Genomic DNA, 23,547 nt, shown 5'->3' with positions numbered 1-23,547 from the left:
TATTTGATCCTTATTGTGCTTCCGCGCGGCTTGCGCGATGATTTTGGGCCATGCGGACAAGTAGGTTGAACGCTTGGAGTGTGGCACCAACATTCGCCTTGTTCTGACCAGCAATGTCGAAAGCTGTTCCGTGGGCCGGTGTGGCCACTGGGATAGGAAGGCCGCCGGCCACGGTCACGCCACGATCGAACCCCAAAAGCTTGATCGCGATTTGTCCTTGATCGTGGTACATTGTGACGACCGCGTCGACTTCTCCTCGTTGCGCTTTTAGAAACACAGTGTCCGAAGGCCAAGGGCCCGTCACGTTCTTCTGCTTCGCTTGCGCGGCCTTTATGACGGGTTCCAGAATGTCGATCTCCTCGCGGCCAAATTTGCCGTTGTCTCCCGCGTGCGGGTTCAGAGCAGCCACCGCAATATGCGGCCTGACTTTTCCGGCACGACGAAACGTGTCTTCAGCCAAGGCAATCGCCTTTTCAACCGCGTCTGCCGTTATCCGTTCGGCAACATCCTTCAAGCCGATATGGCTGGTGACGCGCGTCGTCATCAGATCGTCCAGAACATTGATCTCGCTATGATAACCCTTGAAGCCGATATAGCGGGCTATGTAGCGATGTTCGTCCTCCGCGTTCAGTCCCGCGCTGGTCAGCGCTGATTTGTTGAACGGACCGAACAGGATCCCGTCCACTTTACCTGCCATTGCGAGGTCAAGTGCCTTGTCAAGGCAGCGCAGGCTGGACGCGCCGCTGGCAATGGTGACATTTGCAATCTTCACGTCATAAGGGGCGATGGTCTGCATCGGCAGCCAGTTCACGCTCACCTGCGTTGTGATGGCCTCTTCGTTTATTTGCTGCAGATCAAGGCTCAAGCCCGCCTGTTCCGCGCCCTGTTGCCAGATATGATCGTCGCCGATCAGTAGGATGTTTGCGGCGTCTATCACGCCCTCTTGGTTTAGCAGCTTGGCGATCAGTTCCGGTCCGATCCCGGAAGGATCCCCTGGAATAATGGCTATACGTGGTTTCAGATCGGTCATTTGATGATCTCCGTTAGAGCGAGAGATACCTGTGGCACGTAAGTGACGAGCAACAGAATGAAAGCGAGCACGCCGATGAACGGCAAGTTAGTACGGGACGTTTCCCAAATTCCCGCCTTCGCGATGGAACACGAAGTGATCAGAACCGAAGCAACCGGCGGCGTTTGCTGGCCGATGGCGAGATTTAACGTGACCATAATTCCAAAGTGGACAGGATCAATCCCGACGGCGTTGACCAAGGGCATCACGACCGGTACGACCAGAATGATTGCCGCCGCGCCATGCAGGAACATGCCCAGCACAAGCAGCAGAAGGTTGAGAAGCGCCAGCACGATCAGCGGATTGGTTGTCATCTCTGTGATCTGCTGTGCCAGCTGTTGCGGGACCTGCGCTTGTGTTAGGAAAAGCCCCAGCGCCGCCGACGTTGCTACAAGCAACATCACCACGCCTGTCTGGCTGACTCCTTCCAGCATGACCTTACGAAGGCGCCAAACATCCAGATCGCGATAAATGAAAATCCCGATAACCAGCGCGGCCAACACTGCTAGGCCCGCGCCTTCGGTCGCTGTCACGATTCCTGAAAAGATGCCACCAAGGATGATGACCGGCATCAATAAGGCCCAGATGGCCTCTTTGAAGGAACGCCAGACGTGGCACAGATCAAAAGCTTCGGCACGGGGCAGGTCATAACGGACCGCCAACACATATGTGACCGCCATCAACAGGAACCCACCTAGGACGCCTGGTACGATACCGGCCACGAACAGCTTTAGCACCGAAACTTCGGCAATGGCTCCATAGAGGATCATTGGGATTGACGGCGGAATGATGATTGCCAGTGATGCCGACGACGAAGTGATCGCCGCGGCAAGTGTCCGGGAATAACCGCGCTTCTTCATCTCTGGGATCAGGACGGTTCCGGTGGCCGCGACGTCTGCGACAGCCGACCCCGATATCTCGGCAAAGACCATCGAGACGCCAATATTCACCATGCCAAGGCCGCCACGGACAAACCCGATCAGCGACGCGACGAAATTGATGAGCCGCACCGAGATGCCCGACGTGTTCATCAGGTTTCCAGCAAGAATGAAAAGCGGGATGGCGATTAGTGGGAAGGACGTGGCGCCTGAATATAGTGCGATTGCCATATCGTAGAACGTCGCGCCGCCTGGTGTAAGGACAAGTCCACCTAGGGCGACGATGCCGATGGCGACGGCAATCGGCACGTTCATCAGAATAAGCCCGATCAAGGCGATCATGGTAAAAAACAGTATCATTTGGATTCGTCCTTTTGGGTCGTGTTCGCGTTTTCGCGTTCCGCGTCAGCGATGGCCTGTTCGATTTCGGCATGATCGGCGTCGATCCCCATCGCAGCATTTCTGAGCGCGCGCGGCATGGTTAGCAATGTGCCGATGATCATGAGCACTGCGGAAATCGGGATGACAGACTGAACGATGTCGAGGGTCATCCACCGAATGCTGAGCAGCGAATCCCATTTGGCAACGGCCAACACAGCGTTCCCGTACCAGGCGACAACAGCGAAAAAACCGATCACAAGGAACTCGGAGAACAGCGCAAGAGCTACAGCCGCGTGTTTTGGCAACGCCGTCACGATGCCACCGAAACTCATGTGTTGGCGCAAGAAGAGCGCATAGGTGGCGCCGAAATAGGTGAGCCAGGCGAGCAGGACGCTGGCAATCTCATCGTACCAAGACGGCGAGAAACCCACGTAGCGCATTGTGGTGGAATAGATGACTGCCAACGCCAATGAAACCAGCAGTGCTAAGCAGATTGTCTCGATGATCCACAACAGTACTTTTTCGAATTTCGCGATCATCATGAAAGCCTCCTTAGATGCGGAAGTGGCCGGCCGGATGCTCCAGCCGGCGTGATACTGGTAAATTAGTTGGCCAGTGCTTGAGCGCGGCTCACGAGTGCGTCACCACCTTCGACTTGGTCGGCGAAGGCCTTATAAATCGGCACAGACGCTTCGATGAAGGCTTTCTTGTCGGCCTCGTTAACTTCCATTCCGGCGGCCTTAACCTTGTCCACCAATTCATTGTCAGCAGTTTCACCTTCCGCCAGCGACCAGTCTTGGACAGACGCGGCGACGCTGTTAACCGCTGACTGAACGTCCTTAGGCAGATTGTTCCAGGACTCAAGGCCGGACGTCAGGTAGGTCGGCGAATAGACGTGACCAGTGAGGCTCAGGTATTTTTGAACTTCCTGAAAATTGGCGCCGGTGATGTTGGTCAGCGGATTTTCTTGCCCGTCCATCGTTCCCGTCTGCAAAGCCACGAAGACTTCCGAGAAAGACATCGGGGTAGGATTGGCGCCCCATTCCTTAAACATTGCGACGCGCCACTCAGAGGATGGAGTACGGATCTTAAGTCCCGCAAGATCTGCTGGCGTATTGATCGGGCGTGTATTGTTGGTGATCTGGCGGAATCCGTTCTCCCAGGTTGCCAGCACTTTAAGGCCAGCGTCTTCGGCTTTCGGAGCTAAGTCTTTCTGTACGATCTCGGCGTCGATCGACTTGAGGTGGGCGCGATCCTGAACAAGGAAAGGCATGTCGAAGAGCGCGAATTCGGGTGCCACGTTGGTCATGATGGACGAAATCAAGGTGAACTGAACCGTGCCGAGCCGAAGCTTCTGCAACAGCTCTTTTTCGTCTCCAAGTTGTGCGTCAGCATAGAATTCGACTGTATGTGCATCACCGAGCTTAGTCTGCAGGTCCTCGGCGAACTTAGCCGCACTGCGTCCCTGAAGACTGTTCGATGCAGCACCGACCGCGACGATGTAGGTCTCGGCGGCAACCGGCGCGGCGGATAGTGACACGGCACAAACCATCAAGCTGGCGGATACGCCATTGCGAAGCAATTTCATTGGGTGGTCTCCTCTCCCTGCGGAACGCGAGTTTGCATTTCCGCTACATGTATTTTGTATACATTTAGCAGGTATGGACTATCAAGTTATTTTTGGATATTATCAGCACACAGCAAGTAACCGAAAATAAATACTTAAAAACAGAGGGCTAAGGGATGGGGTCGAACATCGCTATTATCAACCGCTCCCTCCATGATCAGGTGGTTAGCCGTGTTCGCGACCTAATCATCGAAGGTACACTGGAGCCAGGAAGTCGAATCGATGAGGCCTACCTCATCGAAGAACTTGGCGTTTCACGCACACCGTTTCGCGAGGCTTTGCGCACTCTGGCTGCCGAAGGGTTGGTGATAGTTCGGCCGTCCAAGGGCAGCATGGTGCGAAAGTTGACGCCCACCGATGTATTTTCCATGCTGGAAGTGCTTGCCAATCTTGAAAAGCTGGCCGGCGAACTTGCCTGTGAACGCGCAAGCGACGACGAGATCGCTGACCTAGTCGATCTGCACAACCTTATGATGAACTGCTACCGTACCCGCGAACGGATGCCGTATTATAAAATGAACCAGGAATTTCACTCGCGACTTGCGGTGCTGTCAAAAAACGAAACCCTACAGGACATGCAGGCGAACATTCAGGCAAGATTGAAGCGCATTCGCTACATCGGCAACCAAGAGCCCGACTCTTGGGCTGGGGCCGTAGCCGATCACGAAGAAATGGTACGCGCGTTGAAGGACAAGGATGGGAAGCGTTTGGGTGAAGCTATGGCAAGCCATCTTAATAAAACTTGGGAACGCGTGAAGGACAGCATCTAAATCAGGGGTGATGTCAAAGGAAAAATGGTTGTGAAGGTTAGGGTGGTTTCCTAGCATCGAAGTATGACAAAACGCTCTCACTTTCGCTACTTCGAAACCAGTTCAGAGATCATTCGCCTTGCTTTGATGATGAATGTCAGGTTTCTGCTCTCTCTCAAAAATGTTGAAGACTTGCTGCATGAACGCGGTATCGACCTGAGCCAGGAAACCATTCGGTTTTGGTGGAGCCGTTTTTGTCAAATTTTCGCCTCGGAAATCCGCCGGAGGCTCGCCCGGCAACTATATACTTATTCAAATTGGCGATGGCACTTAGACGAAGTTATTGTGAAAATTATCGGTAAGCGCCATTGACTTTGGCAAGCGATCGATCACGAGGGCGGGGTGTTGGAAAGCTTTGTCACCAAGAGTCGCGGCAGGTCAGCGGCCCTTAAATTAATGAAGAAAGTTATGAAACGGTACGGCCACCACGAAGTCGTCGTCACGGACAATTTGCGCTCGTATGGTGCCGAAATGAAGATCATCGGAAATGAGGTCAGACAAGAAACAGGGCGCTGGAAAAAACAGTCGCGCCAAGAATTCTCACCCACCTTCTCGACAACGAGAGAGAGTGTCTCACCGCTTTCGTCGGATGCGAAGTTTGCAGAAATTTACCTCCGTCCACGCGTCGGTTTTCAACCACTTCAATAAGGATCGCAGTCTTTCGCAAAGAGTCCAATTCAAGCTTGATCGCGACGCTGCTCTTAGCGAATGGCGCCAATTTGGTGCGGCATAAAAGGGCAGGGGTACTGGCCTAGCTGAGACGAGTTCGAATTAGTCTGACACCACCTGGTGAGGGCTATAATCCGACAGTTCCAAGTCTAGGGTCAGGACCTATTAATTTCTTGCATTAGATCTGATGTTCTGAATCAATGCTTTCCAAACTCAGGAGAGCAACATGTCGGATAATTATTGGCTTTCAGAAACACAGATCGAACGTATTAAACCCTACTTTCCGCGTTCGCACGGGGTGCCACGGGTTGATGATCGGCGCGTTCTGAGCGGCATCATCCATGTCCTGAAACGTGGGTTGCAGTGGCGGGATGCTCCCCCCGAATACGGCCCGCATAAGACCCTGTATAATCGCTTCATCCGCTGGAGCAGGTTAGGCGTATTTAATAATATTTTAAAGCCTTATCATCTCAGGACACGCCGAAACAATTGCAGATAGACGCGACGCACCTCAAGGCGCATCGTACCGCTTGCAGCCTCCAAAAAAAGGGGCCGAACTATTGCTGGCCGATTTCCCGGCGGCCAAGCACCTCCTTGCTGATCGAGGTTACGACGCGGACTGGTTCAGGGATGGCTTACTGGACAAAGGGATAGCCCCCTGCATTCCCTTAAGGAGGAACCGAAAGCGTCTGATAGAATACAATAAGGCTTCGCATAAACAGAGGCATAAGGTCGAAAACATGTTCGATAAACTCAAAGACTGGAGGCGTATATCAACTCGATATGACCGCTGTGCACACACTTTTTTCTCCTCAATATGCATCGCAGAAATCGTGATATTTTGGATTTAACGAGTCCTGACCCTAGGCAAAGTTTGTGTTTCCAAACAAATTGGACCCCGCCGAGTGTCGGCGGGGTCCAAAGATTAAGAAATTGACTTAGTTAGAAGCTTCAAGGATAGCGTTCACAAGGCCGTCACCATTGGTTTCGATAAAGGCTTCCCAAACTGGTTTAATCGCCTCTTGAAATGCGTTTCCATCAACGTCGCGGTTGATTGTCATTCCATCGGCTTCCAGTGCGGCAAGCATTTCGTCTTCTTTCGCGATGCTCAACTCGCGCTGCATCGCAACGGCTTCTGCTGCCACCTCAAGAATAACCGTCTGTTCATCTGCTGACAAACCTTCAAAAGCATTATTATTCATCGCAAGTGCCAACGGTGAATAGGCGTGCTGGGTCAGGCTGAGGAATTTCTGCACTTCATAGAACTTAAACGAAAGAGTCACACCAATCGGGTGATCCTGCGCGTCGACAACACCAGTTTCCAAGGCGGTGTATAGTTCGGCTACTGGAATTTGCTGAGGGTTTGCATCAAGGGCCGAGAACATGTCGTTGAGCGCGATAGAGTTGTTAACCCTCATTTGGAGGCCCGCAACATCAGCTGGTACTTTTATTGGGCCGCGATTGTTGGTCATGTTGCGATAGCCGTTTTCTGGAAAACCTAGACCTTTAAGACCAAATTCACCCATTTGATCCAGTACGCCTTGACCGACCGGTCCGTCTAGAACCTGATAGGCCGCTTCGCGGGTTGGAAACATGAAAGGCAAAGTGAAAGCTGCGGACTCAGGCATTAAACCGGAGTAGTTGTTCAACCCAACCATTGCCAAATCGATAATGCCGGAACGAATTCCGTCAATCATCTGTGCATCGTTGCCCAATTGACCGGATGGGAAAATGTTGACCATGACGTTGCCGTCCGTGCGTGCTTCGACTTGCTCTTTGAAGAACAGAGACATTGTTTGCTGGAGGTCGGATTCCGGTGCTGCGTGCGCCAACTTTAGCGTTGTTTCAGCTGTAGCGAATGTAGCGCCAAAAATCATTGTGCCAGCAAGCACCATTGGTTTCATAAAAGATTTCACTTGTTTTCTCCTCCGAGGACAATTTAGCCGGTGATGAATTTCATCGGCACGATTATGATGTCCGGGAAAGCTATGAACAGCCCCAAGAGCACCAAATATGCAGCTATGAAAGGGAGCACCCCTTTGACAGCCTTGGACATTGGCACGCGGCCAACACCACAAACAACATTCAGAACATTGCCGACTGGTGGCGTGATCAATCCAATGGAACAATTGATCACGAACATCAGCCCGAAATAGACTGGATCGATCCCCGCCAATTTAATGACAGGCATCAGCAGCGGCACAAGGATAAGCACGGTAGGCGCCAGATCCATGACCATGCCGACGGCCAAAACCAGCAACATAATCAACAGCATCAGAGTGCGCGGATTATCGATAAATGGCCCAAGCAGTACTGCCAGCTGTTGCGGCAACTGCGCCACAGTAATGAGCCATGCCGCAACCATAGCGCAGCCGACAAGAAACATGACCATTGCAGTTGCGCGTCCAGAATTTTTCAGTACCAAATAAAACTTGCTCCAAGTCATCTCTCGATAAACAAACGTGGAGATAACGAGCGCATAAACCGCAGCGACAACCGCAGCCTCTGTGGGGGTGAAGACTCCAAACCGAATACCGCCGATGATGATAACAGGCATCAGGAGTGCCCAAATGCCTTCACGCAACGAGGCCATTTTTTCGGCCAACGGGGCCTTGGGTGCAACAGGCAGATCCTCGTTACGTACAAGAATAGACCAGACCAGAATAAGCGTTAGCCCCATCAGTAGCCCAGGGACAATCCCACCCAAGAACAAATCCTTAATCGAAATTCCGCCCGCAACACCGACCAAGATCAGTGGCAGTGAGGGTGGAATAACTGGGGCAATGATACCACCAGACGCCAGCAAGCCCATAGAGCGTCCTTCTGGATATCCGGCTTGTTTCATCATCGGATACAGAATGCTAACCAAAGCGGCGGCATCGGCGACAGCCGATCCAGAGAGACCGGCCAACAAGACCGAAGTGAAAATCGCAACGTACCCCAAGCCACCCTTACGGTGCCCAACAAACATCGTCGCCATCCGCACAATACGCGTCGAGAGGCCACCAACGGACATAACCTCGCCCGCCACAAGGAAGAATGGAATCGCTAGCAGCGGAAAACTATCTACACCGTTGATCAGCGACTGTGCAAGAATATCAACGCTGAACGTATCCATGTAAAACATGAGCGCGATAGACGACAACAACAGTGCGAACGCGACGGGCAATCGAAGCATGATCGAGAACAGCAGAACACTGAGGAAAATTGCCAGAGTCATAGTGTGGGTCCATCTTTAGTGGCGAACGCATCGGGATAGAAAATTCGCACGGCTGCTACGAAGGCCATCAAGCCACCAGAAATAACGCCGGCTGCATAGAAGAGCCCTGAAGGCAGCCCAGTAAGTTGTGAAATATTGTTCCAATTGGCCATCATTTGGCGGAACGACCCCCAAAACAGCATACCAACGGCGAACAAGATAATTACCCAACCGAGGCGTCGCAGAAAGGGGACGGCACGAGGAAAAAGAACATCTGATATTTCAGTCACTGCGAGATGTTCATCACGTCGCAATACGACCACCGCGCCAAGCATGACTACCCATACAAAGCACATTCTTGATAACTCGACTGAAGGCCGCAAACTTGACGAAAAGCCGTAGCGCAATACCACATTTGTGAAAACAAGAGCGATCATGACAATCATAAGAACCGCTATTACGGCTTCAATGGAGTTCCATAACCTTTCGGCAAGTTTACTCATGCGCTCCTCCCAAAGCAAATTTCAACAGGCTAAATCAGGCGCCAGAGTCGAATAATCGAATACTATAGTTGGGATTGCAAATGTCCCAAGATATGTTATCGATAACACATATTGAATGTTATCGATAACACTTGCAACAACTTTCTGTCAATAACCATAGTTTTCATTTTAACTAAGGGGAGGGCGCACTGGGAACCTGATCGCCTCAATCCGATCAGGTGGAGTCACCTTCGGGCAAGTTGGTAAAGTGAAAAGTATGTGTCTTTACCTGTCTCCGAGGCAAGGTTTGAAAGGAAAAGCTAGGCGGGGATGCAACAATCGGCGTTTTTACTTGGCTATCCATGCGGCACGCGGTGGGTTCAATGTCACCACGAGACCAAGCGCCCCACGCGGTACGGGTTTAGCCATTGTCGAAGCTGGGCGGCCTGCCAAATGTCAACAAACCTGTAACGGGCGCGTAGCGTATGATTCTGTCATTGTGATGGTCCGAGAAAAGTAAACAGTTCAGATACTGAACCAGTTCGTCCTAGTTGCGAGAAACTTGACCGATGCGACCCAGACATTGCGGTCACACACTTGCCATGGTTTTTGTGAAATGACATTTGTGTTTTATTTCCTAGTCTGGGTAAGTGTTATCGATAACTGCTCGCATCTTCAAAACGAAAGAAGGCTATTATGATTGCAACTATGGACACCAAATTGCTCACCCATCGGGGAGCGATGGGGATGCTTACAGCGGGTGTGGAAGCCGCTGAACAGATGGGCCAGCCGCAATGTATTGTTATTGTCGATGCCAGCGGGCAGTTGATTGCGGAAATCCGGATGACGGGTGCCAAGTTTCTGAGCCGCAAGTCGGCAAAAGCTAAGGCGTTGACAGCTGCATCGACCGGTGGAGCTTCATCCAATATTCCGGAGAGCGTACGCCCAGCAATTGGGGTCGCGACAGGCGGCCACATGACTGGCTTACCCGGAGGTTTGCCGATTATTGTAAATGGCGTTGTGCTGGGAGGGATCGGTGTCGGGTCGGGCACAGGTCAGCAAGACATTGAGGTCGCAGTGGCGGCGCTGAATTCAATCGGTGCTGACATATGAAAATTGCGTTTCTCGGCACCGGATTAATGGGTGCGCCCATGGCACGCCATTTGGCCGCTGTGCACGACGTGACCGTGTGGAATCGCAGTGAGCACAAGGCGAAGGCCCTTGGGGATGTATGTAATGTCCGTGCAACTCCGCAGGAAGCTGTAAAAGGTGCGGAGTGCGTGATTTCCATGCTATTGGATGGTCCTGCAACGCGCGCAGTTTTGGATAACCTTACGATGCACGCTGCGGCGAAAGGTGGGCTAATCATAGATATGGGATCCGTTGATCCTGACACAGATCGGGCACTGGCAAGGCAAAGCGAAAGTATCGGGTTGGCCTACCTGGATGCGCCAGTGTCAGGCGGCGTGACGGGTGCCGAGGCCGCAAGTCTCGCGATCTTGGTTGGTGGCTCAAAGGCTTCATTCCTACGTGCAACCCCTGTTTTTAATTTGCTTGGTCGGGCAACGCATTTGGGGGAAGTAGGCGCAGGGCAGGTCGCGAAATTGGCCAACCAATTGATCGTCGCAACCACGATTGGCGCGGTGGCTGAGGCTATGCGATTGGCCGAGGCAGGGGGGTGTGACAAGGCTGCGTTGCGCGACGCCCTGCGTGGCGGGTTTGCCGATAGTCGTATCCTTGATCTGCACGGTGCACGCATGGTCGAGGGTAATTTTACCCCCGGTGGTCGCTCTGTCGCGCAACTTAAAGATCTCAACAACGCGATGACCTTGGCACATACAGCGGGTCTGTCTTTGCCACTTTCAGAAACGATCACAGCAGGGTTTCGCGATTTTGTTGAAGTCCATAACGGCGGCGAGAAAGACCACTCCGCCTATTATGAATGGCTGGACCTTAAGCGAAACTAATCTGTGCTTTCATCGTCTGCGTGCGATCTGACGCCAGCTTGAACCCTGCAACAGCATCATCAATGCTGACGGTGTGCGTGATCAGCGGCTTCACGTCGATCAACCCTTTTTGCATCAAACTGACACCGGTTTGGAATTCATCATGAAACCGGAACGACCCCTTGAGTGACAGCTCTTTAGCCGTGATAGCCATCATCGGTAGGGTCATGTCCCCGCCAAGCCCAAGCTGCATGATCGTGCCGTGCGGGCGCATCGCGTGAATGCCTGCCGCCAGCGCGGGGGCCGCACCCGTGCATTCATACAAGACGTCGAACGTGCCTTTGTCCGGTGTGAACTCTGCCAATCCATCGGGATTTTGCGCCATGTTGATAACTTTATCTGCTCCCGCAGCGCGCGCCATTTGTAGTGTGTAATCACTCAGATCTGTTGCCACAATCAGGTCCGCACCGGCGCGACGGGCGCATAGGATGGACAGGATGCCAATAGGGCCACAGCCAGTCACCAGCACTGACTTCCCGACCAAGTTGCCCGCCCGCCGCGTCGCGTGCAGGCAAACGGCAAGTGGTTCAGCCATTGCGGCTTCGCCCGGAGTTATGCCGTCTGCGACTGCGCATTGGCTGTCACTAACATTCAACACTTGGCGGAACGCGCCTTGGATATGCGGGAATGGCATGGCTGAGCCATAGAAACGCATGTTCAGGCATTGGTTTTGCGCGCCCTCTAGGCAAAACTTACATGTATTGCAGGGCCGCGACGGGGAAATGGCTACAAGTTGGCCAAGCTTTAGGTGTTCAACACCAATGCCTAGTTCTGTGATGTGTCCGGCGACTTCATGTCCAAGTACCATCGGCTCGCGCAGCTTGATGACGCCAAACCCACCGTGGTTATAATAGTGTAAATCGGTGCCGCAAATACCTCCAATGGCCATGGTGATCTGTACCTCGCCGCTGGCGGGTGGGGTGATGTCATGGTCTTCGATGCGCAGATCATTTGCTGCGTGAATGACAAGCGATTTCATCCTAATTTACCTTCGTCAAAAGTGGATTGCCTGCGAAATGCGCAATCAGGTTGTCACGCACCAGCTTACCCATTGCTTTGCGTGTTTCAAAGGTGCCAGACGCGTGGTGCGGTTGGACCATCACGTTGTCTAACGCAAGAAAACGTGGGTTCAAGGCCGGCTCGCCTTCAAACACGTCCAATGCAGCGGCACCGACGGTCTTGTTTTCCAGCGCAATTAACAGTGCCTCTTCGTCGATGTTGGCCGCACGTGAGATGTTAATGACCATGCCATCAGGCCCAAGGGCATCCAATACTTCTTTGCCAACGATATGGCGCGTGTCAGTGGATGCAGCGAGGGTTACGAACAAGAAATCCGCATGTTTCGCGAGTGCAATCGGATCTGCGATAAACGTCCAGTCCGGCGCGTAGCCTTTGGCGCTGACATCACTATAGGCGATGTCGAGATTGAAACCCGAGAGCCGTTTAGCGACCTCGAACCCGATCCGCCCAAGGCCCAGGACTCCGGCCTTTTTGCCCCAAACGCGCGATTGCAACGGGTACAGACCCTTTGCCTCCCAAGACCCGTCACGGACCCACTGGGATGCACCGATCATGCCGCGCGACTGGGCGAGCATCATCGCTACGCCAAGGTCGGCCACGTCGCTTGTCAGCACATCGGGCGTGTTTGTTACATGGATACCGCGTGCAGTGCAGGCAGCCACATCGACCGCGTCATAGCCAACGCCGTAAACCGAAACTACTTGGAGATTGGGGCACGCATCGAGCATGGCCTGCGTGGTCCCGAGTTCACCACGCGTTGCGATGCCTTTGATGCTTGGACCTACCTTGGCAAGGAATGTAGCTTTGTCATCAGCTTCGAAATATTTGTGCATGTTGAATGCTTCATCCAGCGGTTCTTGGTCCCAGTCCGGATAGTAACCAACCTGAAGAATATCTGGTTTTGTCATTGTGCACTCCTGCGGTTCGACTGAATTTGTTATCGATAACATAGATCAGACAATTGGAGCCGTCCAGTCGTAACTTCGTTTGTTAAGTGGTCTATTGACAAAATTTGTTATCGATAACATAAATTGGGTACTGATATTAAAAGGGATTCGAAAAATGGGCCTTCAATTGTTTGACCTGACAGGTAAGCGAGCTCTGATAACGGGGTCGTCTCAGGGAATAGGCTTTGCCCTTGCGCGCGGCCTTGCATCTGCGGGCGCGTCGATCGTGCTGAACGGGCGCGACACCGCCAAGTTAAACGCTGCTGCAGCGAGATTGCGGGAAGACGGCGCGGTAGTTGAGGTGCTTGCTTTTGATGCTACGGATCATGTTCGAGTACGCGCGGCTGTTGATAAATTTGAGGCAGAAACCGGCCCGATTGATATCCTAGTAAACAATGCAGGCATGCAGCACCGCGAAATGCTTGAAGACTTTCCAGCTGATATGTTCGAAAAAATGCTGCAAACCAACATTGCATCCGTGTTTCACGTCGGTCAGGCATGCGCGAACCATATGATCAAACGTGGTAAGGGTAAAATTGTGAATATCGCAAGCGTTCAGACCGCACTCGCGCGCCCCGGAATTGCACCATATACGGCGACGAAAGGGGCAGTTGGGAACCTCACAAAGGGGATGGCGACAGATTGGGCGCGGCATGGATTGCAATGCAATGCTTTGGCTCCTGGATATTTTGATACGCCCTTGAATGCGGCTCTTGTAGCAGATCCCGAATTCTCCTCGTGGCTAGAAAAGCGTACGCCGGCAGGACGGTGGGGCAATGTCAAAGAACTGGTTGGGGCGTGTATTTTTCTGACCTCCGACGCGTCCTCTTTTGTGAATGGCACGACAGTGTTTGTGGATGGCGGCATCACTGCTTCTCTATGATGAAACGCTTCGTGGTCATGGGTGTAGCGGGTTGCGGAAAGTCTTCGATTGGGGCGGAATTTGCCGTCCAGTTGGGTGCGGATTTTATAGATGGCGATGATCTGCATTCAGCTGCTAATATTACAAAGATGGCAGCGGGTATTCCTTTGGACGATGCTGATCGTGGTCCATGGCTCGCTGCCGTCGGACGCACCTTTGTAGATCACAAGCTTCCGTTGGTCGTTGCTTGCTCTGCTCTCAAGCGTAGCTATCGCGATATCATCCGCAGAGCTGCACGTGGTGCCGTCACATTTCTGCATCTTGACGGCACTCGCGATGTGATTGCGGGCCGGATGGCTGCGCGTACAGATCATTTTATGCCGCCTGCCTTGCTTGACAGTCAGTTATCAACTCTTGAACCACCCGCACCGGATGAAAACGCAGTTAGAGTCGATATTGCCCAGAGCCCGGATGCGATCGTAGCCGAACTGGTCGCCCATTTTTATAAGGATACAAAATGTCAGTAAAGGTCGCATTAATTGGCGCAGGAGCCATGGGCGGTGCGATTGGCACCCGTTTGGCACAAACCGGCAATCAGCTCACAGTCTTTGATCTAGATGCCGACAAAGCCGCGGAATTGGTCGCACATGGCGCCGTGGCCGCAGAGTCTGCCGCCGCGGCCGCTGCTGCGAGTGATTATGTCATCACCAGCCTTAATGCGCCGCGCATCGTAGACATCGCCGTGTTTGGCAAAGCTGGCGTGGCGGAGGGTGCTAAGCCCGGCACACTGATTATCGATATGTCCTCTATTGACCCCGAAGCAACAAAGAACCTTGCCGCGAAGGCATCAGAGATAGGGTTGCGCTGGGTCGATAGTCCGCTATCGGGAGGTGCACCCAAGGCATTGATCGGAGAGTTGACGTTGATGGCGGGCGGCGATGCGCAAGACGTCGCGGACGCGCATAATGTGCTGAAACATGTCGCTTCGAATTACACGCATATGGGGCCCGTTGGAGCAGGGCAGACAACAAAACTTATCAATCAGGTTCTATGCGGGCTCAACTTTCTGGCGGTGGCTGAGGCTACAAAATTGGCACTTGATGCCGGTGTTGATGCGGCAAAAATCCCGATCGCCTTAAAAGGTGGGCGCGCAGATAGCGCAATATTGCAAGAATACATGCCCCGTTACGTCGCCAAAGATTATCGTCGTACAGGCCGAATAGACAATATGGTCAAGGATCTGAATGGCGCCCAAGATTTGGCGCGGCGTACCAACACCGCCATGCCGATGACCGCCGTTTGCGCCGAAGTGCACCGCCTGCTGACGGCCGCCGGATTGGGCGGCGAGGATCAAGCGGCATTGATGGAATATTTCAATGGCCCAGAGGAGTTGGCAGAATGATCACGAGATTTGCAATGTTTGAAGGAACAATCCACGCGGGAAAGACGGACGCGTTTCGCGCAGCTATAATGGATGAACTCTTGCCTAAGTGGCAGGCATTCCCCGGTGCACGAGCAGTGCGTGTAACGTTCACCGAGGAGGCCGATCCTGGCGCGCCAGAATTCCCCTTGATCATGGAGATCGATTACGATGATCTCACCGCCGTGACCACTGCGTTGAATTCGCCCGCGAGGACGGAGGGTAAAAAAGCGACAGAAGCATTGCTGCCGCGGTTCTTTAAGGGTCGGATCCACCACCATGTTGCCACCAAGGCTTGTTAGCGCATGATTTGGTTGCAAGTCCGAGATGAACTCGCCAGAAGTGGTATCGATCACATATAAGGAAGCTCTATGAAGCGTAGCCCAACTATGAAAGACGTAGCGCGAGCTACTGGCTTGTCCGTTATGACGGTCAGTCGCGCTTTCAAGGAAGAGGCTTCTGTGGGGGCTGCGACTCGGGCAAAAATACACGAAACGGCGAACCGGCTTGGCTACGTTTTTGATATGACAGCCGCGAACCTTCGCACCAAGCGCAGTGATTTTATCGCGGTGACAATTCCGTCCCTTAATAATGCCAATTTTGCCGCGACCGTTGTGGCGCTGACCAACAAGCTTAGCCAAGCGGGCTACCAGGTGCTGCTAGGACATACTAATTATGAATTGGAGCGCGAAGAGCAGCTGATCGGTCAATTCCTGCGCCGTCGCCCTGAAGCGATAATCGTCACAGGTGGACACCACACCGACAAGGCCCGTCAAATGTTGATAGGGGCCGGTGTGCCTGTCATTGAAACATGGGACAATCCGCATAGCCCAATTGGCCATGTAGTTGGGTTTTCCAATGCAGATACGATGCAGCTACTTGTAGATCATCTCGTTCAGCAAGGGCGCACGCGTATTGCGTTTATGGGTGGCGATTCTGAAAGCGACACGCGTGGACAAGATCGGCGCCGTGGTTTTCAAGCGGCTATGGCGAGCCATGGATTGCCGACTGATCTTTTGGTCGGTTCTGGTGCGCCGCAAGGTCCTATGCAAAAGGGTGCAAAAGCGATGAGCGAATTACTTGAACGGTTTCCTGATGCGAATGCGGTGATTTGCGTGTCTGATCTTGTGGGTTTTGGCGCGTTGTCCGAGTGTCAACGCCGCGGCATAGCTGTTCCTCATCAAATCGCAATCGCTGGGTTTGGGGCATACGATATTGCTGAGGTCTGCGTGCCGACAATGACCACTATTGACCCGATGTCGAAAGAAATCGGGGAGAGCGCCGCCGATCTGGTGTTGGAGTTATTGAAGTCTCCCGAAACGGCGCGGAACAAAATGATCACTCCGGTCCTGAAACCAGCACAATCTACATCGACTAAGTTTGCCACTTTCTGAAAGGCGGGGTCCATATACATCCGCACATGGCCAAGAAGACGACACGGCGGGACCTATTTCAAAACCATCTCGACAAGAGGGAGCATGGTGTTGTCAGAGGAAACTGACTTGCGCGGGGCGGGGCGGGGTAAGTAACTAGCTTAGGGCCATGACAAAACACTCCCCTTTTCGCTATTTCAAAACGAGCCCTGAAATCATCCGTCTAGCGGTGATGCTTTACGTTCGGTTTCCGCTCTCACTTCGAAACGTGGAGGATTTACTCCACGAAACGGTTCGGTTTTGGTGGAACCGGTTTGGGCCAATGTTTGCATCTGAGATACGGAAGAAACGAGTGGAACGATTGCGATCCTGGCCTCAATGGCAGTGGCACCTAGATGAGGTTTGTTTTGAAAGTAAACGGCGAACGTCACTACTTATGGCTAGCGGTTGATCATGAAGGTGAGGTGTTGGAAAGTTACGTCACCAAGCGCCGCGATGAGGGCACAGCCCTTAAATTTATGAAGAAAGCGATGAAACGGTACAGCCAGCCTGAGATTATAGTCACTGACAAACTTCGCTCATACGGCGCCGCGATGAAGATGATTGGTAACGCGGCGAAACAGGAAACAGGACGCTGCAAAAAACAATCGCGCTGAGAATTCACACTTGCCGTTCCGACGACGAGAGCGAGCGATGCACCGCTTTCGTCGAATGCGAAGTTTGCAGAAATTTGTTTCCGTTCACGCATCCGTTTTCAACCACTTCAATCAGGATCGCAGTCTATCGCAAAGAGTTCATTTCAAAGCCAATCGCAACGCGGCTCTTACTGAGTGGCGCGGCTTTTGTGCGGCATAAAAGGGCAGGGATCCTAGCCTAGCTGAGACGAGTTCGAATTAGTCTGACACCACCGTTTGAGATTGTTTGTGTTCCATCATTATAGATCAGGCACGCGCGCGAACCATCCGGATCACCTTATTCGATAAGTATTTTTGCAAGGGATAGGTGATCCAATCCGTGATACCCAGCGTATCCCTCTAAATACAAGAAGATAAAGAGGTTCTAATGCTAGATCAAACTGAGGGCCCCCGAAAGAAAATCGCCATTGTTGGGGGCGGAATTGCGGGCTTGCCTGCATCCTATCTGGCGTCACCATTTCGCGAAGCCAGCACAGCTATGCCGTCTGCCGTCTGGAAGGACGCGCAGACATCCAGTTGCGTGACTATCGAGACATCGATGGGCGATTTGACAACATCGTCTCCATCGAAATGATCGAGGCTGTCGGGGAAAGATATTGGCCCAGCTATTTCGATGTGTGGAAACGCAATCTGGCCGAAGGCGGGCGTGTCGTATTACAGGCGATCACCGTCAAAGACAGTTTTTTTGAGACCTACAAAACCTCGTCCGAATATATCCGCCAGTATGCATTTCCTGGGGGCATTTTGCTATCCGACAGGGTGATTTCCCAACAGGCCAAAAACGTTGGCCTTGAGGTCCGAGACAGTTTCGCCTTTGGCCAGGACTATGCCAAAACCTGTAGAATTTGGTCAGAAAGCCTGGTTTCGCAGAATTGCAAAATCACCGAACTGGGGTATGGTGACTCTTTCTTTCGAAACTGGCAGTATTGCATGGAAATTTGCGCGGCCTCGTTTGCCGTTAGCCATACAAATGTGGTGCAAGTGGAGCTGGCGCATGCTTAGGGCTCTTGTGATCCTTGTTGTTTTGGCGGTTCCGACATTTTTGCAGGCGTCGACAGTGAAAACCGTTCTTTCAACGCTGCAAGTTCGCGGTGAGGCGACTCTTCGGTTCATGGGATTCCCGCTCTATCAAGCCCGTCTTTACACAACAGACGGTGCGCCGCTGGATTGGAGCCAAGATTTCGCAATCGAGCTGAATTATCTTCGCAATCTGACCAAGAAAGATCTGGTTGAATCAACCCTTAAAGAGCTGGACCGTTTGGGGCACCCGTTGCCGCTGCGCGAGCAGCTTGGCCAGTGCTTTGATGATGTCAGCAAAGGGGATCAGTATCTGGCAGTGTCGCGTGGGCAGGACCAGATCGGGTTCTGGCGCAATGGCATGCGTGTGTGCACCCTTACGCACCCTCAGCTCAAGCAACAATTTATGGCCATTTTTGTTGGCCAAAACACCCGGTCCAAGGCCTTTACCCGCAAGTTAAAAGGTGAATGATGGTTTACCCGCGCGTCAGCCTTTACGCATTGATGCTGGCCGCGGCTGGCATCCCTCTGTACATCCATTTACCACGGTTTGCGTCGATCAATCTTGGTATCGGATTGGGTGTGATCGGGACAGTCTTGCTGTTGATCCGCCTGATTGATCTGGTTCAGGATCCGTTGATTGGCTGGGCCATTGATCGCTGGCCAAACGCGCAAACGATGTTTGCCATGCTTGCGGCAGGCGGGCTTGCAATTGGCTTTCCGCTGCTTTTCTCGATCACCCCGGGCCCCATGGCGACGACAGAATTAGTGGCCATCCTGATCCTGCTCTTCTCATCCTATAGCCTTGGGATTATCTTGTTGTATGGCCGAAGTGCGACACTGGCCAAACGTCCTGACCCGCGCGAATTGTTGACGCTTGCCGCCTTTCGCGAAGGCGGGATGCTGGGCGGCGTTGTGATTGCAGCGATCGCCCCAGCTATTTTTGTCGGATTGGGAGCTAAGGGTTTAGGATACCCAGCCTTTGGTTTCTTGCTGGGTGCCATCGCTGTTTTCGCCGCGATTGTAACTTTTCCGATCTGGCGCCGCACCCCAATCTTAGGGGAGGGCATTTCTGTGTCTGGCCTAGCCAAAGCCGGGGCTTTGAAGCTTTTGGCGCTGGCATTGGCCAATAGCATGCCTGTGGCGTTGACCTCGACCTTGTTCCTGTTTTTTGTCGAAGATCGTCTGCAACTTAGCGGAAAAGCCGGTGGTTTCTTGGTTCTGTTTTTTCTGTGCGCCGGATTAAGCGTCCCGCTTTGGGCAGCACTTAGCCAAAGCTTCGGCAGTAAGACGATCTTGACGATCGCGATGCCGCTTGCAATTGCTGGCTTCGTTGGCGCGGGTTTTCTGGCGCCAGGGAATGCGGTTGGATTTGCGATCATTTGCGTTGCGTCTGGTGCCGCCTTGGGGGCTGACATGGTCGTCCTGCCCACTATGTTTTCCGTTGCTTTGACAAAGGCCGGGCTGAATGCATCGGCGGCGTTTGGCATTTGGTCATTTGCCGGAAAACTTGGGCTCGCACTGGCGGCTTTCACCGTATTGCCGCTTCTGGAACAAAGCGGCTTTACCCCTGGTCAAAGCAATAGCCCAGAAGCTCTGTCAACACTGACTTTCGCCTATGTCGCCCTTCCATGTGCTCTCAAACTTATTGCCTTTGGCTTTGTTCTGACTTTACCAACAGAGGGCACTGTCAGAGGAAACTGACTTGAGAAGGGCAGGGCTACCAATTAACGTTGTGTCATGAAAAAACGCGCTCCTTTTCGCTATTTCAAGACGTCTCCTGAAATCATCCGTCTTGCGGTGATGTTGTACGTCAGATTCCCACTCTCACTTCGAAACGTGGAAGATTTACTCCACGAACGAGGGATCGACGTGAGCCACGAAACGGTTCGGTTTTGGTGGAACCGATTTGGCCCAATGTTTGCAGCTGAGATCCGTAGACGGCGGGTCAGTCGGATGCAAGGTGTTGTCAGAGAGAATTGGCTTGAGACGGCCAGGGCGGTTTTGTAGCCTCTGCTCATGACCAAAAGTGATCCCTTTAAGTACTTTCACAGCAGCCCGGAGATCATTCGCCTGGCGGTGATGATGTATGTTCGCTTTTCACTATCTCTCCGAAACGTCGGGGACCTGCTGCACGAGCGCGGCATCGACATCAGCCACGAAACGGTTCGGTACTGGTGGAATAGATTTGGCCCGATGTTCGCCGCTGAAATCCGCCGGAAACGTGTCCAACAGATGCGGTCGTATTCAAACTGGCGATGGCATTTGGACGAGGTTTTCGTAAAGATCAACGACGAGCAGCACTATCTTTGTAGGGCGGTTGATCACGAGGGTGAAGTGCCGGAATCCTTCGTCACAAAGCGCTGAGATCGCAAAGCGGCATTGAAATTTCTTAAGAAAACAATGAAGCGCCACGGACGTCCCCATGTCTTGGTGACAGACAAACTCCGATCCTACGGCGCTGCGATGAAAGATATCGGCAATGCCGACAAGCGGGAAACTTGCCGCTGGATGAACAATCAGGCGGAGAACTCGCACCTGCCATTTCGACGACGAGAACGAGCCATGCAGCGGTTCCGCAGCATGCGAAGTTTGTAGAAATTCGTCACCGTTCATGCCTCCGTCTACAACCATTTCAACCAGCAGCGGACTTTCTACAGCAGAGATAATTTCAAGCTCAACTGTGCCGCCGCTCTTGCCGAGTGGCGCCAACTCTGTTCAGCATAAGTTCCGGCAATCAGGATCATACTGAGACTGGTTCGAATTGGTCTGACACCACCACCTGAACGCTTGCAAAGTAGCATCTTTCTCTGAGAAATTAGAATTCAGTAGCCTTCAATCCTACGGGCTTTGAGCCGCAAGTTTACCCTCAAGTTCCGCAATTGTGGATTGAAGTGACATGATGTGTTTTTCCACCTCGGCCTGCGTAAAGCGGGGGGTTATATACTGAGGGCAGTTCCAATCAAATGCTTCGAGCGAAATCAAAAAACCACGTTCCGTTCTCGCCTGATGCCTATCGTCCAGCGATAGTTTTTGCAGGGTGCCCCGCTCAGAAGCCTCGAGTGTGCGAACTCTGCCCAACAGTTTGAGGCGGGTTTTGTTCGGGTAGTCCATAAAAAACAAAGACACGCGGTCGTTTTGCCGGAGGTTCCCGGCGCTCACATATTGCCGGTTGCCTCTAAAGTCAGCAAACCCCAGAGTCTTGCCGTCAATGATCTTCACGAAACCAGTTGGACCACCGCGGTGTTGCACATATGGCCAGCCCGTTTCGCTGACGGTTGCCATGTAAAAGCTGTCGCGGGTGGCAATAAACTGGGCCTCGTTTGGCCCAAGAACATCGTTGTAGTCGTCACCGACTTCCATTCGGGCGTACGACGGACGTGATCCTTGCTCGGACTGGAAGTTTTTCACAGTCTTCGTGAAAGCGAGTTCGGCGAATTTATGTCCCATTTTGTGGATCCTTTCAATTTGAGGCTTCTACAGGCCGAGGTCTGACAACCCGGGATGACCGATTGGGCGAGCGCCTTGCGGCCACAAGAATTTTCGCGCACTTTCTGCAATTGGCAGATCATTGATACTGGCGAAGCGAGTTTGCATTAACCCGTTGGCATCAAACTCCCAGTTTTCGTTTCCGAAAGACCGAAACCACGCGCCATCATTTCCTTGCCATTCATAAGCAAAACGAACGGAAATTCGGTTATCGGTAAAGGCCCAAAGCTCTTTGATCAGACGGTATTGATGTTCTCGCGACCATTTTTCGGTCAGAAAGCTTTTGATTTCGCGGCGACCTTTCGGAAAGGCTACGCGATTTTGCCATGTGCTATCGATTGTGTAAGCAAGTGATACTTTTTCAGGGTCTCCGGAATTCCATGCATCCTCGGCAAGACGAATTTTCTGGATCGCGGTTTCTTTTGTAAATGGGGGCAAAGGTGGGCGTTTGGACATGTTGACCTCCGGTGTGCAGGACAGGCGGCGCAGGCAACAGAACCTGCACCGCGATTGTTTAGTTGGACAGATTTTCGGACAGGAAGGTTCGGATCGCTGCGGCAACTTCTGGCCCATGGGATTCAAGAATGAAGTGGCCCGCGTCAATCAGATGAAGTTCTGCATCAGGCAAGTCGCGCAGGTAAGGTGTCGCGCCTTCGGTCGGAAAGATTTGGTCGTTTTTACCCCAAACAATCAACGTCGGCGGTTGGAATGTCCGGAAGAATTCCTGAAAGTCGGGATACAGGTCGACATTCGTGCGGTAATCGTAAAACAGGTCCAGCTGGATTTCCTGATTTCCCGGGCGATCAAGATACGCTTGATCAAGCATCCAAGCATCAGGGCTAACGCGACTGAGATGGGTTTCGGGCACACCGTGCGTGTATTGCCATTCTGTCGCGCCAACATTTAGGAACCCTCTCAAGGGTTCACGGTTTTCATCAGAGGCATCATTCCAGTAAGTTCGAAATACGTCCCAGAATCCAAGCAAACCTTCTTCGTAAGCGTTGCCATTTTGAATGATCATTGCTTCGATAGCGTTGGGCTCGCGCAACGCCAGACGATACCCGACAGGTGCACCATAATCCATTAAGTACATGCTGTAGGATGTGAGATCCAAAGCGTCTGTAAACCCGTCCATCAGGTCCGCATATTTGGCAAAACTGTACTCAAACTCACTCGGATCAGGCATAGAGCTGCGACCGAACCCAGGATAGTCGGGCGCGATCACGCGGTAACTGTCTGCCAATTCGGGAATGAGATCACGATACTGTTGGGACGACGTCGGAAAACCATGCAACAAGAGCAAGACAGGCGCATCCGCATTCCCGGCTTCCCTGTAGAAAATGTCCTGCCCGTCAATGGTCACAGTGTTGTGGCGAACGGCAGTATTGCCAGCGTCATTGAACGCGGCAAGGGATGCGGACGTTTCTTCTGCTGAGGTCGTGGTAACGAATGGCACTGACAGCGCCAAAGTGATGAGGCCGGACAGTAAGCTCGGCTTGATTGTATTTAGTTTCATATCTGTGTCCTCTGGTCTAGGCCGCCAACAGGAAGGGTTCCAGCGGCGTCTGAACAACAGATAGCGCTTCTTGATATCTGGAATAATT

Annotated in this window: 22 protein-coding genes and 6 pseudogenes; 16 read left to right on the top strand and 12 right to left on the bottom strand. The window is 52.6% G+C overall.

The features are described from left to right. Positions 1-10: 10 nt before the first annotated feature. The 4 genes from AB9F29_RS18445 to AB9F29_RS18430 all read right to left on the bottom strand — a co-directional run bounded on the left by AB9F29_RS18445 (position 11) and on the right by AB9F29_RS18430 (position 3,916). Positions 11-1,030: a 4-hydroxythreonine-4-phosphate dehydrogenase PdxA gene (locus tag AB9F29_RS18445; protein ID WP_369756740.1), complete on the bottom strand. Its 1,020-nt coding sequence runs from the start codon at positions 1,028-1,030 to the stop codon at positions 11-13. Further along, the gene (locus tag AB9F29_RS18440) at positions 1,027-2,307 is read right to left on the bottom strand and encodes a TRAP transporter large permease (RefSeq protein WP_369756739.1); all 1,281 of its coding nucleotides are present in this window, start codon (positions 2,305-2,307) and stop codon (positions 1,027-1,029) included. Before AB9F29_RS18440 ends, AB9F29_RS18445 begins: the two co-directional genes overlap by 4 nt. Further along, positions 2,304-2,870 (bottom strand): TRAP transporter small permease, encoded by a 567-nt coding sequence (locus AB9F29_RS18435; protein WP_369756738.1) that lies wholly within the window; start codon positions 2,868-2,870, stop codon positions 2,304-2,306. The genes AB9F29_RS18440 and AB9F29_RS18435 overlap by 4 nt, the downstream gene beginning before the upstream one ends. Before the next feature lie 62 nt (positions 2,871-2,932). Then, entirely contained in the window at positions 2,933-3,916 is a 984-nt protein-coding gene (locus tag AB9F29_RS18430) for a TRAP transporter substrate-binding protein (RefSeq protein WP_369756737.1), read from the bottom strand. Between the two features lie 155 nt (positions 3,917-4,071). Here AB9F29_RS18430 and AB9F29_RS18425 point away from each other — a divergent pair, with 155 nt between their 5' ends. The 3 genes and pseudogenes from AB9F29_RS18425 (at position 4,072) to AB9F29_RS18415 (ending at position 6,284) form a co-directional block, all read left to right on the top strand. Next, positions 4,072-4,725: a GntR family transcriptional regulator gene (locus AB9F29_RS18425; protein ID WP_369756736.1), complete on the top strand. Its 654-nt coding sequence runs from the start codon at positions 4,072-4,074 to the stop codon at positions 4,723-4,725. Between the two features lie 63 nt (positions 4,726-4,788). After that, positions 4,789-5,497: pseudogene (locus AB9F29_RS18420) on the top strand (IS6 family transposase). Between the two features lie 162 nt (positions 5,498-5,659). Then, a pseudogene (locus tag AB9F29_RS18415) lies at positions 5,660-6,284 on the top strand (transposase). 87 nt (positions 6,285-6,371) lie between these two features. On the opposite strand, the gene AB9F29_RS18410 reads toward AB9F29_RS18415, so the two are convergent. The 3 genes from AB9F29_RS18410 to AB9F29_RS18400 are packed head-to-tail and all read right to left on the bottom strand — an operon-like array spanning position 6,372 to position 9,135. Next, positions 6,372-7,349, bottom strand: coding sequence for a DctP family TRAP transporter solute-binding subunit (locus AB9F29_RS18410; RefSeq protein WP_369756735.1), 978 nt, complete (start codon positions 7,347-7,349; stop codon positions 6,372-6,374). A 23-nt stretch (positions 7,350-7,372) separates the two neighbouring features. After that, positions 7,373-8,653, bottom strand: coding sequence for a TRAP transporter large permease subunit (locus AB9F29_RS18405; RefSeq protein ID WP_369756734.1), 1,281 nt, complete (start codon positions 8,651-8,653; stop codon positions 7,373-7,375). Then, on the bottom strand, positions 8,650-9,135 hold the full coding sequence (locus AB9F29_RS18400) for a TRAP transporter small permease (protein ID WP_369756733.1): 486 nt from the start codon (positions 9,133-9,135) through the stop codon (positions 8,650-8,652). The genes AB9F29_RS18405 and AB9F29_RS18400 overlap by 4 nt, the downstream gene beginning before the upstream one ends. Positions 9,136-9,810: 675 nt before the next feature. On the opposite strand from AB9F29_RS18400, the gene AB9F29_RS18395 reads away from it, so the two are divergent. After that, positions 9,811-10,227: a heme-binding protein gene (locus AB9F29_RS18395; protein WP_369756732.1), complete on the top strand. Its 417-nt coding sequence runs from the start codon at positions 9,811-9,813 to the stop codon at positions 10,225-10,227. Then, complete coding sequence (locus tag AB9F29_RS18390; protein WP_369756731.1) at positions 10,224-11,081, top strand: NAD(P)-dependent oxidoreductase; 858 nt, start codon at positions 10,224-10,226, stop codon at positions 11,079-11,081. Before AB9F29_RS18395 ends, AB9F29_RS18390 begins: the two co-directional genes overlap by 4 nt. Here AB9F29_RS18390 and AB9F29_RS18385 read toward each other — a convergent pair. Continuing rightward, positions 11,068-12,099, bottom strand: a complete 1,032-nt coding sequence (locus AB9F29_RS18385) for an L-idonate 5-dehydrogenase (RefSeq protein ID WP_369756730.1) — start codon at positions 12,097-12,099, stop codon at positions 11,068-11,070. The two genes, AB9F29_RS18390 and AB9F29_RS18385, sit on opposite strands and share 14 nt — an antisense overlap. Position 12,100: 1 nt before the next feature. Next, positions 12,101-13,048 carry a 2-hydroxyacid dehydrogenase gene (locus AB9F29_RS18380; protein WP_369756729.1) on the bottom strand — a complete coding sequence of 316 codons (948 nt, stop codon included), beginning with the start codon at positions 13,046-13,048 and terminating at the stop codon, positions 12,101-12,103. Positions 13,049-13,202: 154 nt separating this feature from the next. On the opposite strand from AB9F29_RS18380, the gene AB9F29_RS18375 reads away from it, so the two are divergent. The 11 genes and pseudogenes from AB9F29_RS18375 (at position 13,203) to AB9F29_RS18325 (ending at position 21,181) form a co-directional block, all read left to right on the top strand. Beyond that, positions 13,203-13,970, top strand: a complete 768-nt coding sequence (locus AB9F29_RS18375; protein WP_369756728.1) for an SDR family oxidoreductase — start codon at positions 13,203-13,205, stop codon at positions 13,968-13,970. Beyond that, entirely contained in the window at positions 13,967-14,476 is a 510-nt protein-coding gene (locus AB9F29_RS18370; protein ID WP_369756726.1) for a gluconokinase, read from the top strand. Before AB9F29_RS18375 ends, AB9F29_RS18370 begins: the two co-directional genes overlap by 4 nt. After that, positions 14,467-15,351 (top strand): NAD(P)-dependent oxidoreductase, encoded by an 885-nt coding sequence (locus AB9F29_RS18365; protein ID WP_369756725.1) that lies wholly within the window; start codon positions 14,467-14,469, stop codon positions 15,349-15,351. The genes AB9F29_RS18370 and AB9F29_RS18365 overlap by 10 nt, the downstream gene beginning before the upstream one ends. Next, on the top strand, positions 15,348-15,671 hold the full coding sequence (locus AB9F29_RS18360; RefSeq protein ID WP_369756724.1) for a hypothetical protein: 324 nt from the start codon (positions 15,348-15,350) through the stop codon (positions 15,669-15,671). The genes AB9F29_RS18365 and AB9F29_RS18360 overlap by 4 nt, the downstream gene beginning before the upstream one ends. A gap of 69 nt (positions 15,672-15,740) precedes the next feature. Continuing rightward, positions 15,741-16,763, top strand: a complete 1,023-nt coding sequence (locus tag AB9F29_RS18355) for a LacI family DNA-binding transcriptional regulator (RefSeq protein WP_369756723.1) — start codon at positions 15,741-15,743, stop codon at positions 16,761-16,763. A 148-nt stretch (positions 16,764-16,911) separates the two neighbouring features. Further along, positions 16,912-17,597 (top strand): annotated as a pseudogene (locus AB9F29_RS18350) (IS6 family transposase). Between the two features lie 281 nt (positions 17,598-17,878). After that, positions 17,879-18,439 (top strand): annotated as a pseudogene (locus tag AB9F29_RS18345) (class I SAM-dependent methyltransferase); the annotation flags it as partial. Continuing rightward, on the top strand, positions 18,432-18,926 hold the full coding sequence (locus tag AB9F29_RS18340) for a hypothetical protein (protein ID WP_369756722.1): 495 nt from the start codon (positions 18,432-18,434) through the stop codon (positions 18,924-18,926). The pseudogene AB9F29_RS18345 and the gene AB9F29_RS18340, both read left to right, overlap by 8 nt. After that, positions 18,926-20,158, top strand: coding sequence for an MFS transporter (locus AB9F29_RS18335; RefSeq protein ID WP_335586986.1), 1,233 nt, complete (start codon positions 18,926-18,928; stop codon positions 20,156-20,158). The genes AB9F29_RS18340 and AB9F29_RS18335 overlap by 1 nt, the downstream gene beginning before the upstream one ends. A gap of 36 nt (positions 20,159-20,194) precedes the next feature. Beyond that, positions 20,195-20,401, top strand: a pseudogene (locus AB9F29_RS18330) (IS6 family transposase); the annotation flags it as partial. A 72-nt stretch (positions 20,402-20,473) separates the two neighbouring features. Further along, positions 20,474-21,181 (top strand): annotated as a pseudogene (locus AB9F29_RS18325) (IS6 family transposase). Between the two features lie 114 nt (positions 21,182-21,295). Here AB9F29_RS18325 and AB9F29_RS18320 read toward each other — a convergent pair. Genes AB9F29_RS18320 through AB9F29_RS18310 form a run of 3 tightly spaced genes read right to left on the bottom strand, consistent with a single transcriptional unit; the run spans position 21,296 to position 23,459 of the window. Further along, positions 21,296-21,904 carry a pyridoxamine 5'-phosphate oxidase family protein gene (locus AB9F29_RS18320; protein ID WP_369756721.1) on the bottom strand — a complete coding sequence of 203 codons (609 nt, stop codon included), beginning with the start codon at positions 21,902-21,904 and terminating at the stop codon, positions 21,296-21,298. A gap of 27 nt (positions 21,905-21,931) precedes the next feature. Next, positions 21,932-22,399: a DUF1348 family protein gene (locus AB9F29_RS18315; protein WP_369756720.1), complete on the bottom strand. Its 468-nt coding sequence runs from the start codon at positions 22,397-22,399 to the stop codon at positions 21,932-21,934. A 58-nt stretch (positions 22,400-22,457) separates the two neighbouring features. Then, positions 22,458-23,459, bottom strand: a complete 1,002-nt coding sequence (locus AB9F29_RS18310; protein WP_369756719.1) for an alpha/beta fold hydrolase — start codon at positions 23,457-23,459, stop codon at positions 22,458-22,460. Positions 23,460-23,547: the final 88 nt, after the last annotated feature.

The sequence above is a fragment of the Falsihalocynthiibacter sp. S25ZX9 genome (assembly GCF_041205405.1).
GTDB lineage: Bacteria > Pseudomonadota > Alphaproteobacteria > Rhodobacterales > Rhodobacteraceae > Falsihalocynthiibacter > Falsihalocynthiibacter arcticus.
This window is presented reverse-complemented; position numbering and strand designations above follow the sequence as displayed.

Bases quoted from the DNA above. Each gene is read 5' to 3' on its own strand.
- AB9F29_RS18365 (WP_369756725.1), top strand. From the start codon at position 14,467: ATGTCAGTAAAGGTCGCATTAATTGGCGCAGGAGCCATGGGCGGTGCG.
- AB9F29_RS18400 (WP_369756733.1), bottom strand. From the start codon at position 9,135: ATGAGTAAACTTGCCGAAAGGTTATGGAACTCCATTGAAGCCGTAATA.
- AB9F29_RS18380 (WP_369756729.1), bottom strand. From the start codon at position 13,048: ATGACAAAACCAGATATTCTTCAGGTTGGTTACTATCCGGACTGGGAC.
- AB9F29_RS18440 (WP_369756739.1), bottom strand. From the start codon at position 2,307: ATGATACTGTTTTTTACCATGATCGCCTTGATCGGGCTTATTCTGATG.
- AB9F29_RS18405 (WP_369756734.1), bottom strand. From the start codon at position 8,653: ATGACTCTGGCAATTTTCCTCAGTGTTCTGCTGTTCTCGATCATGCTT.
- AB9F29_RS18320 (WP_369756721.1), bottom strand. From the start codon at position 21,904: ATGGGACATAAATTCGCCGAACTCGCTTTCACGAAGACTGTGAAAAAC.
- AB9F29_RS18310 (WP_369756719.1), bottom strand. From the start codon at position 23,459: ATGAAACTAAATACAATCAAGCCGAGCTTACTGTCCGGCCTCATCACT.
- AB9F29_RS18335 (WP_335586986.1), top strand. From the start codon at position 18,926: ATGGTTTACCCGCGCGTCAGCCTTTACGCATTGATGCTGGCCGCGGCT.
- AB9F29_RS18435 (WP_369756738.1), bottom strand. From the start codon at position 2,870: ATGATGATCGCGAAATTCGAAAAAGTACTGTTGTGGATCATCGAGACA.
- AB9F29_RS18370 (WP_369756726.1), top strand. From the start codon at position 13,967: ATGATGAAACGCTTCGTGGTCATGGGTGTAGCGGGTTGCGGAAAGTCT.
- AB9F29_RS18430 (WP_369756737.1), bottom strand. From the start codon at position 3,916: ATGAAATTGCTTCGCAATGGCGTATCCGCCAGCTTGATGGTTTGTGCC.
- AB9F29_RS18395 (WP_369756732.1), top strand. From the start codon at position 9,811: ATGATTGCAACTATGGACACCAAATTGCTCACCCATCGGGGAGCGATG.
- AB9F29_RS18425 (WP_369756736.1), top strand. From the start codon at position 4,072: ATGGGGTCGAACATCGCTATTATCAACCGCTCCCTCCATGATCAGGTG.
- AB9F29_RS18445 (WP_369756740.1), bottom strand. From the start codon at position 1,030: ATGACCGATCTGAAACCACGTATAGCCATTATTCCAGGGGATCCTTCC.
- AB9F29_RS18340 (WP_369756722.1), top strand. From the start codon at position 18,432: ATGCTTAGGGCTCTTGTGATCCTTGTTGTTTTGGCGGTTCCGACATTT.
- AB9F29_RS18355 (WP_369756723.1), top strand. From the start codon at position 15,741: ATGAAGCGTAGCCCAACTATGAAAGACGTAGCGCGAGCTACTGGCTTG.
- AB9F29_RS18385 (WP_369756730.1), bottom strand. From the start codon at position 12,099: ATGAAATCGCTTGTCATTCACGCAGCAAATGATCTGCGCATCGAAGAC.
- AB9F29_RS18390 (WP_369756731.1), top strand. From the start codon at position 10,224: ATGAAAATTGCGTTTCTCGGCACCGGATTAATGGGTGCGCCCATGGCA.
- AB9F29_RS18315 (WP_369756720.1), bottom strand. From the start codon at position 22,399: ATGTCCAAACGCCCACCTTTGCCCCCATTTACAAAAGAAACCGCGATC.
- AB9F29_RS18360 (WP_369756724.1), top strand. From the start codon at position 15,348: ATGATCACGAGATTTGCAATGTTTGAAGGAACAATCCACGCGGGAAAG.
- AB9F29_RS18375 (WP_369756728.1), top strand. From the start codon at position 13,203: ATGGGCCTTCAATTGTTTGACCTGACAGGTAAGCGAGCTCTGATAACG.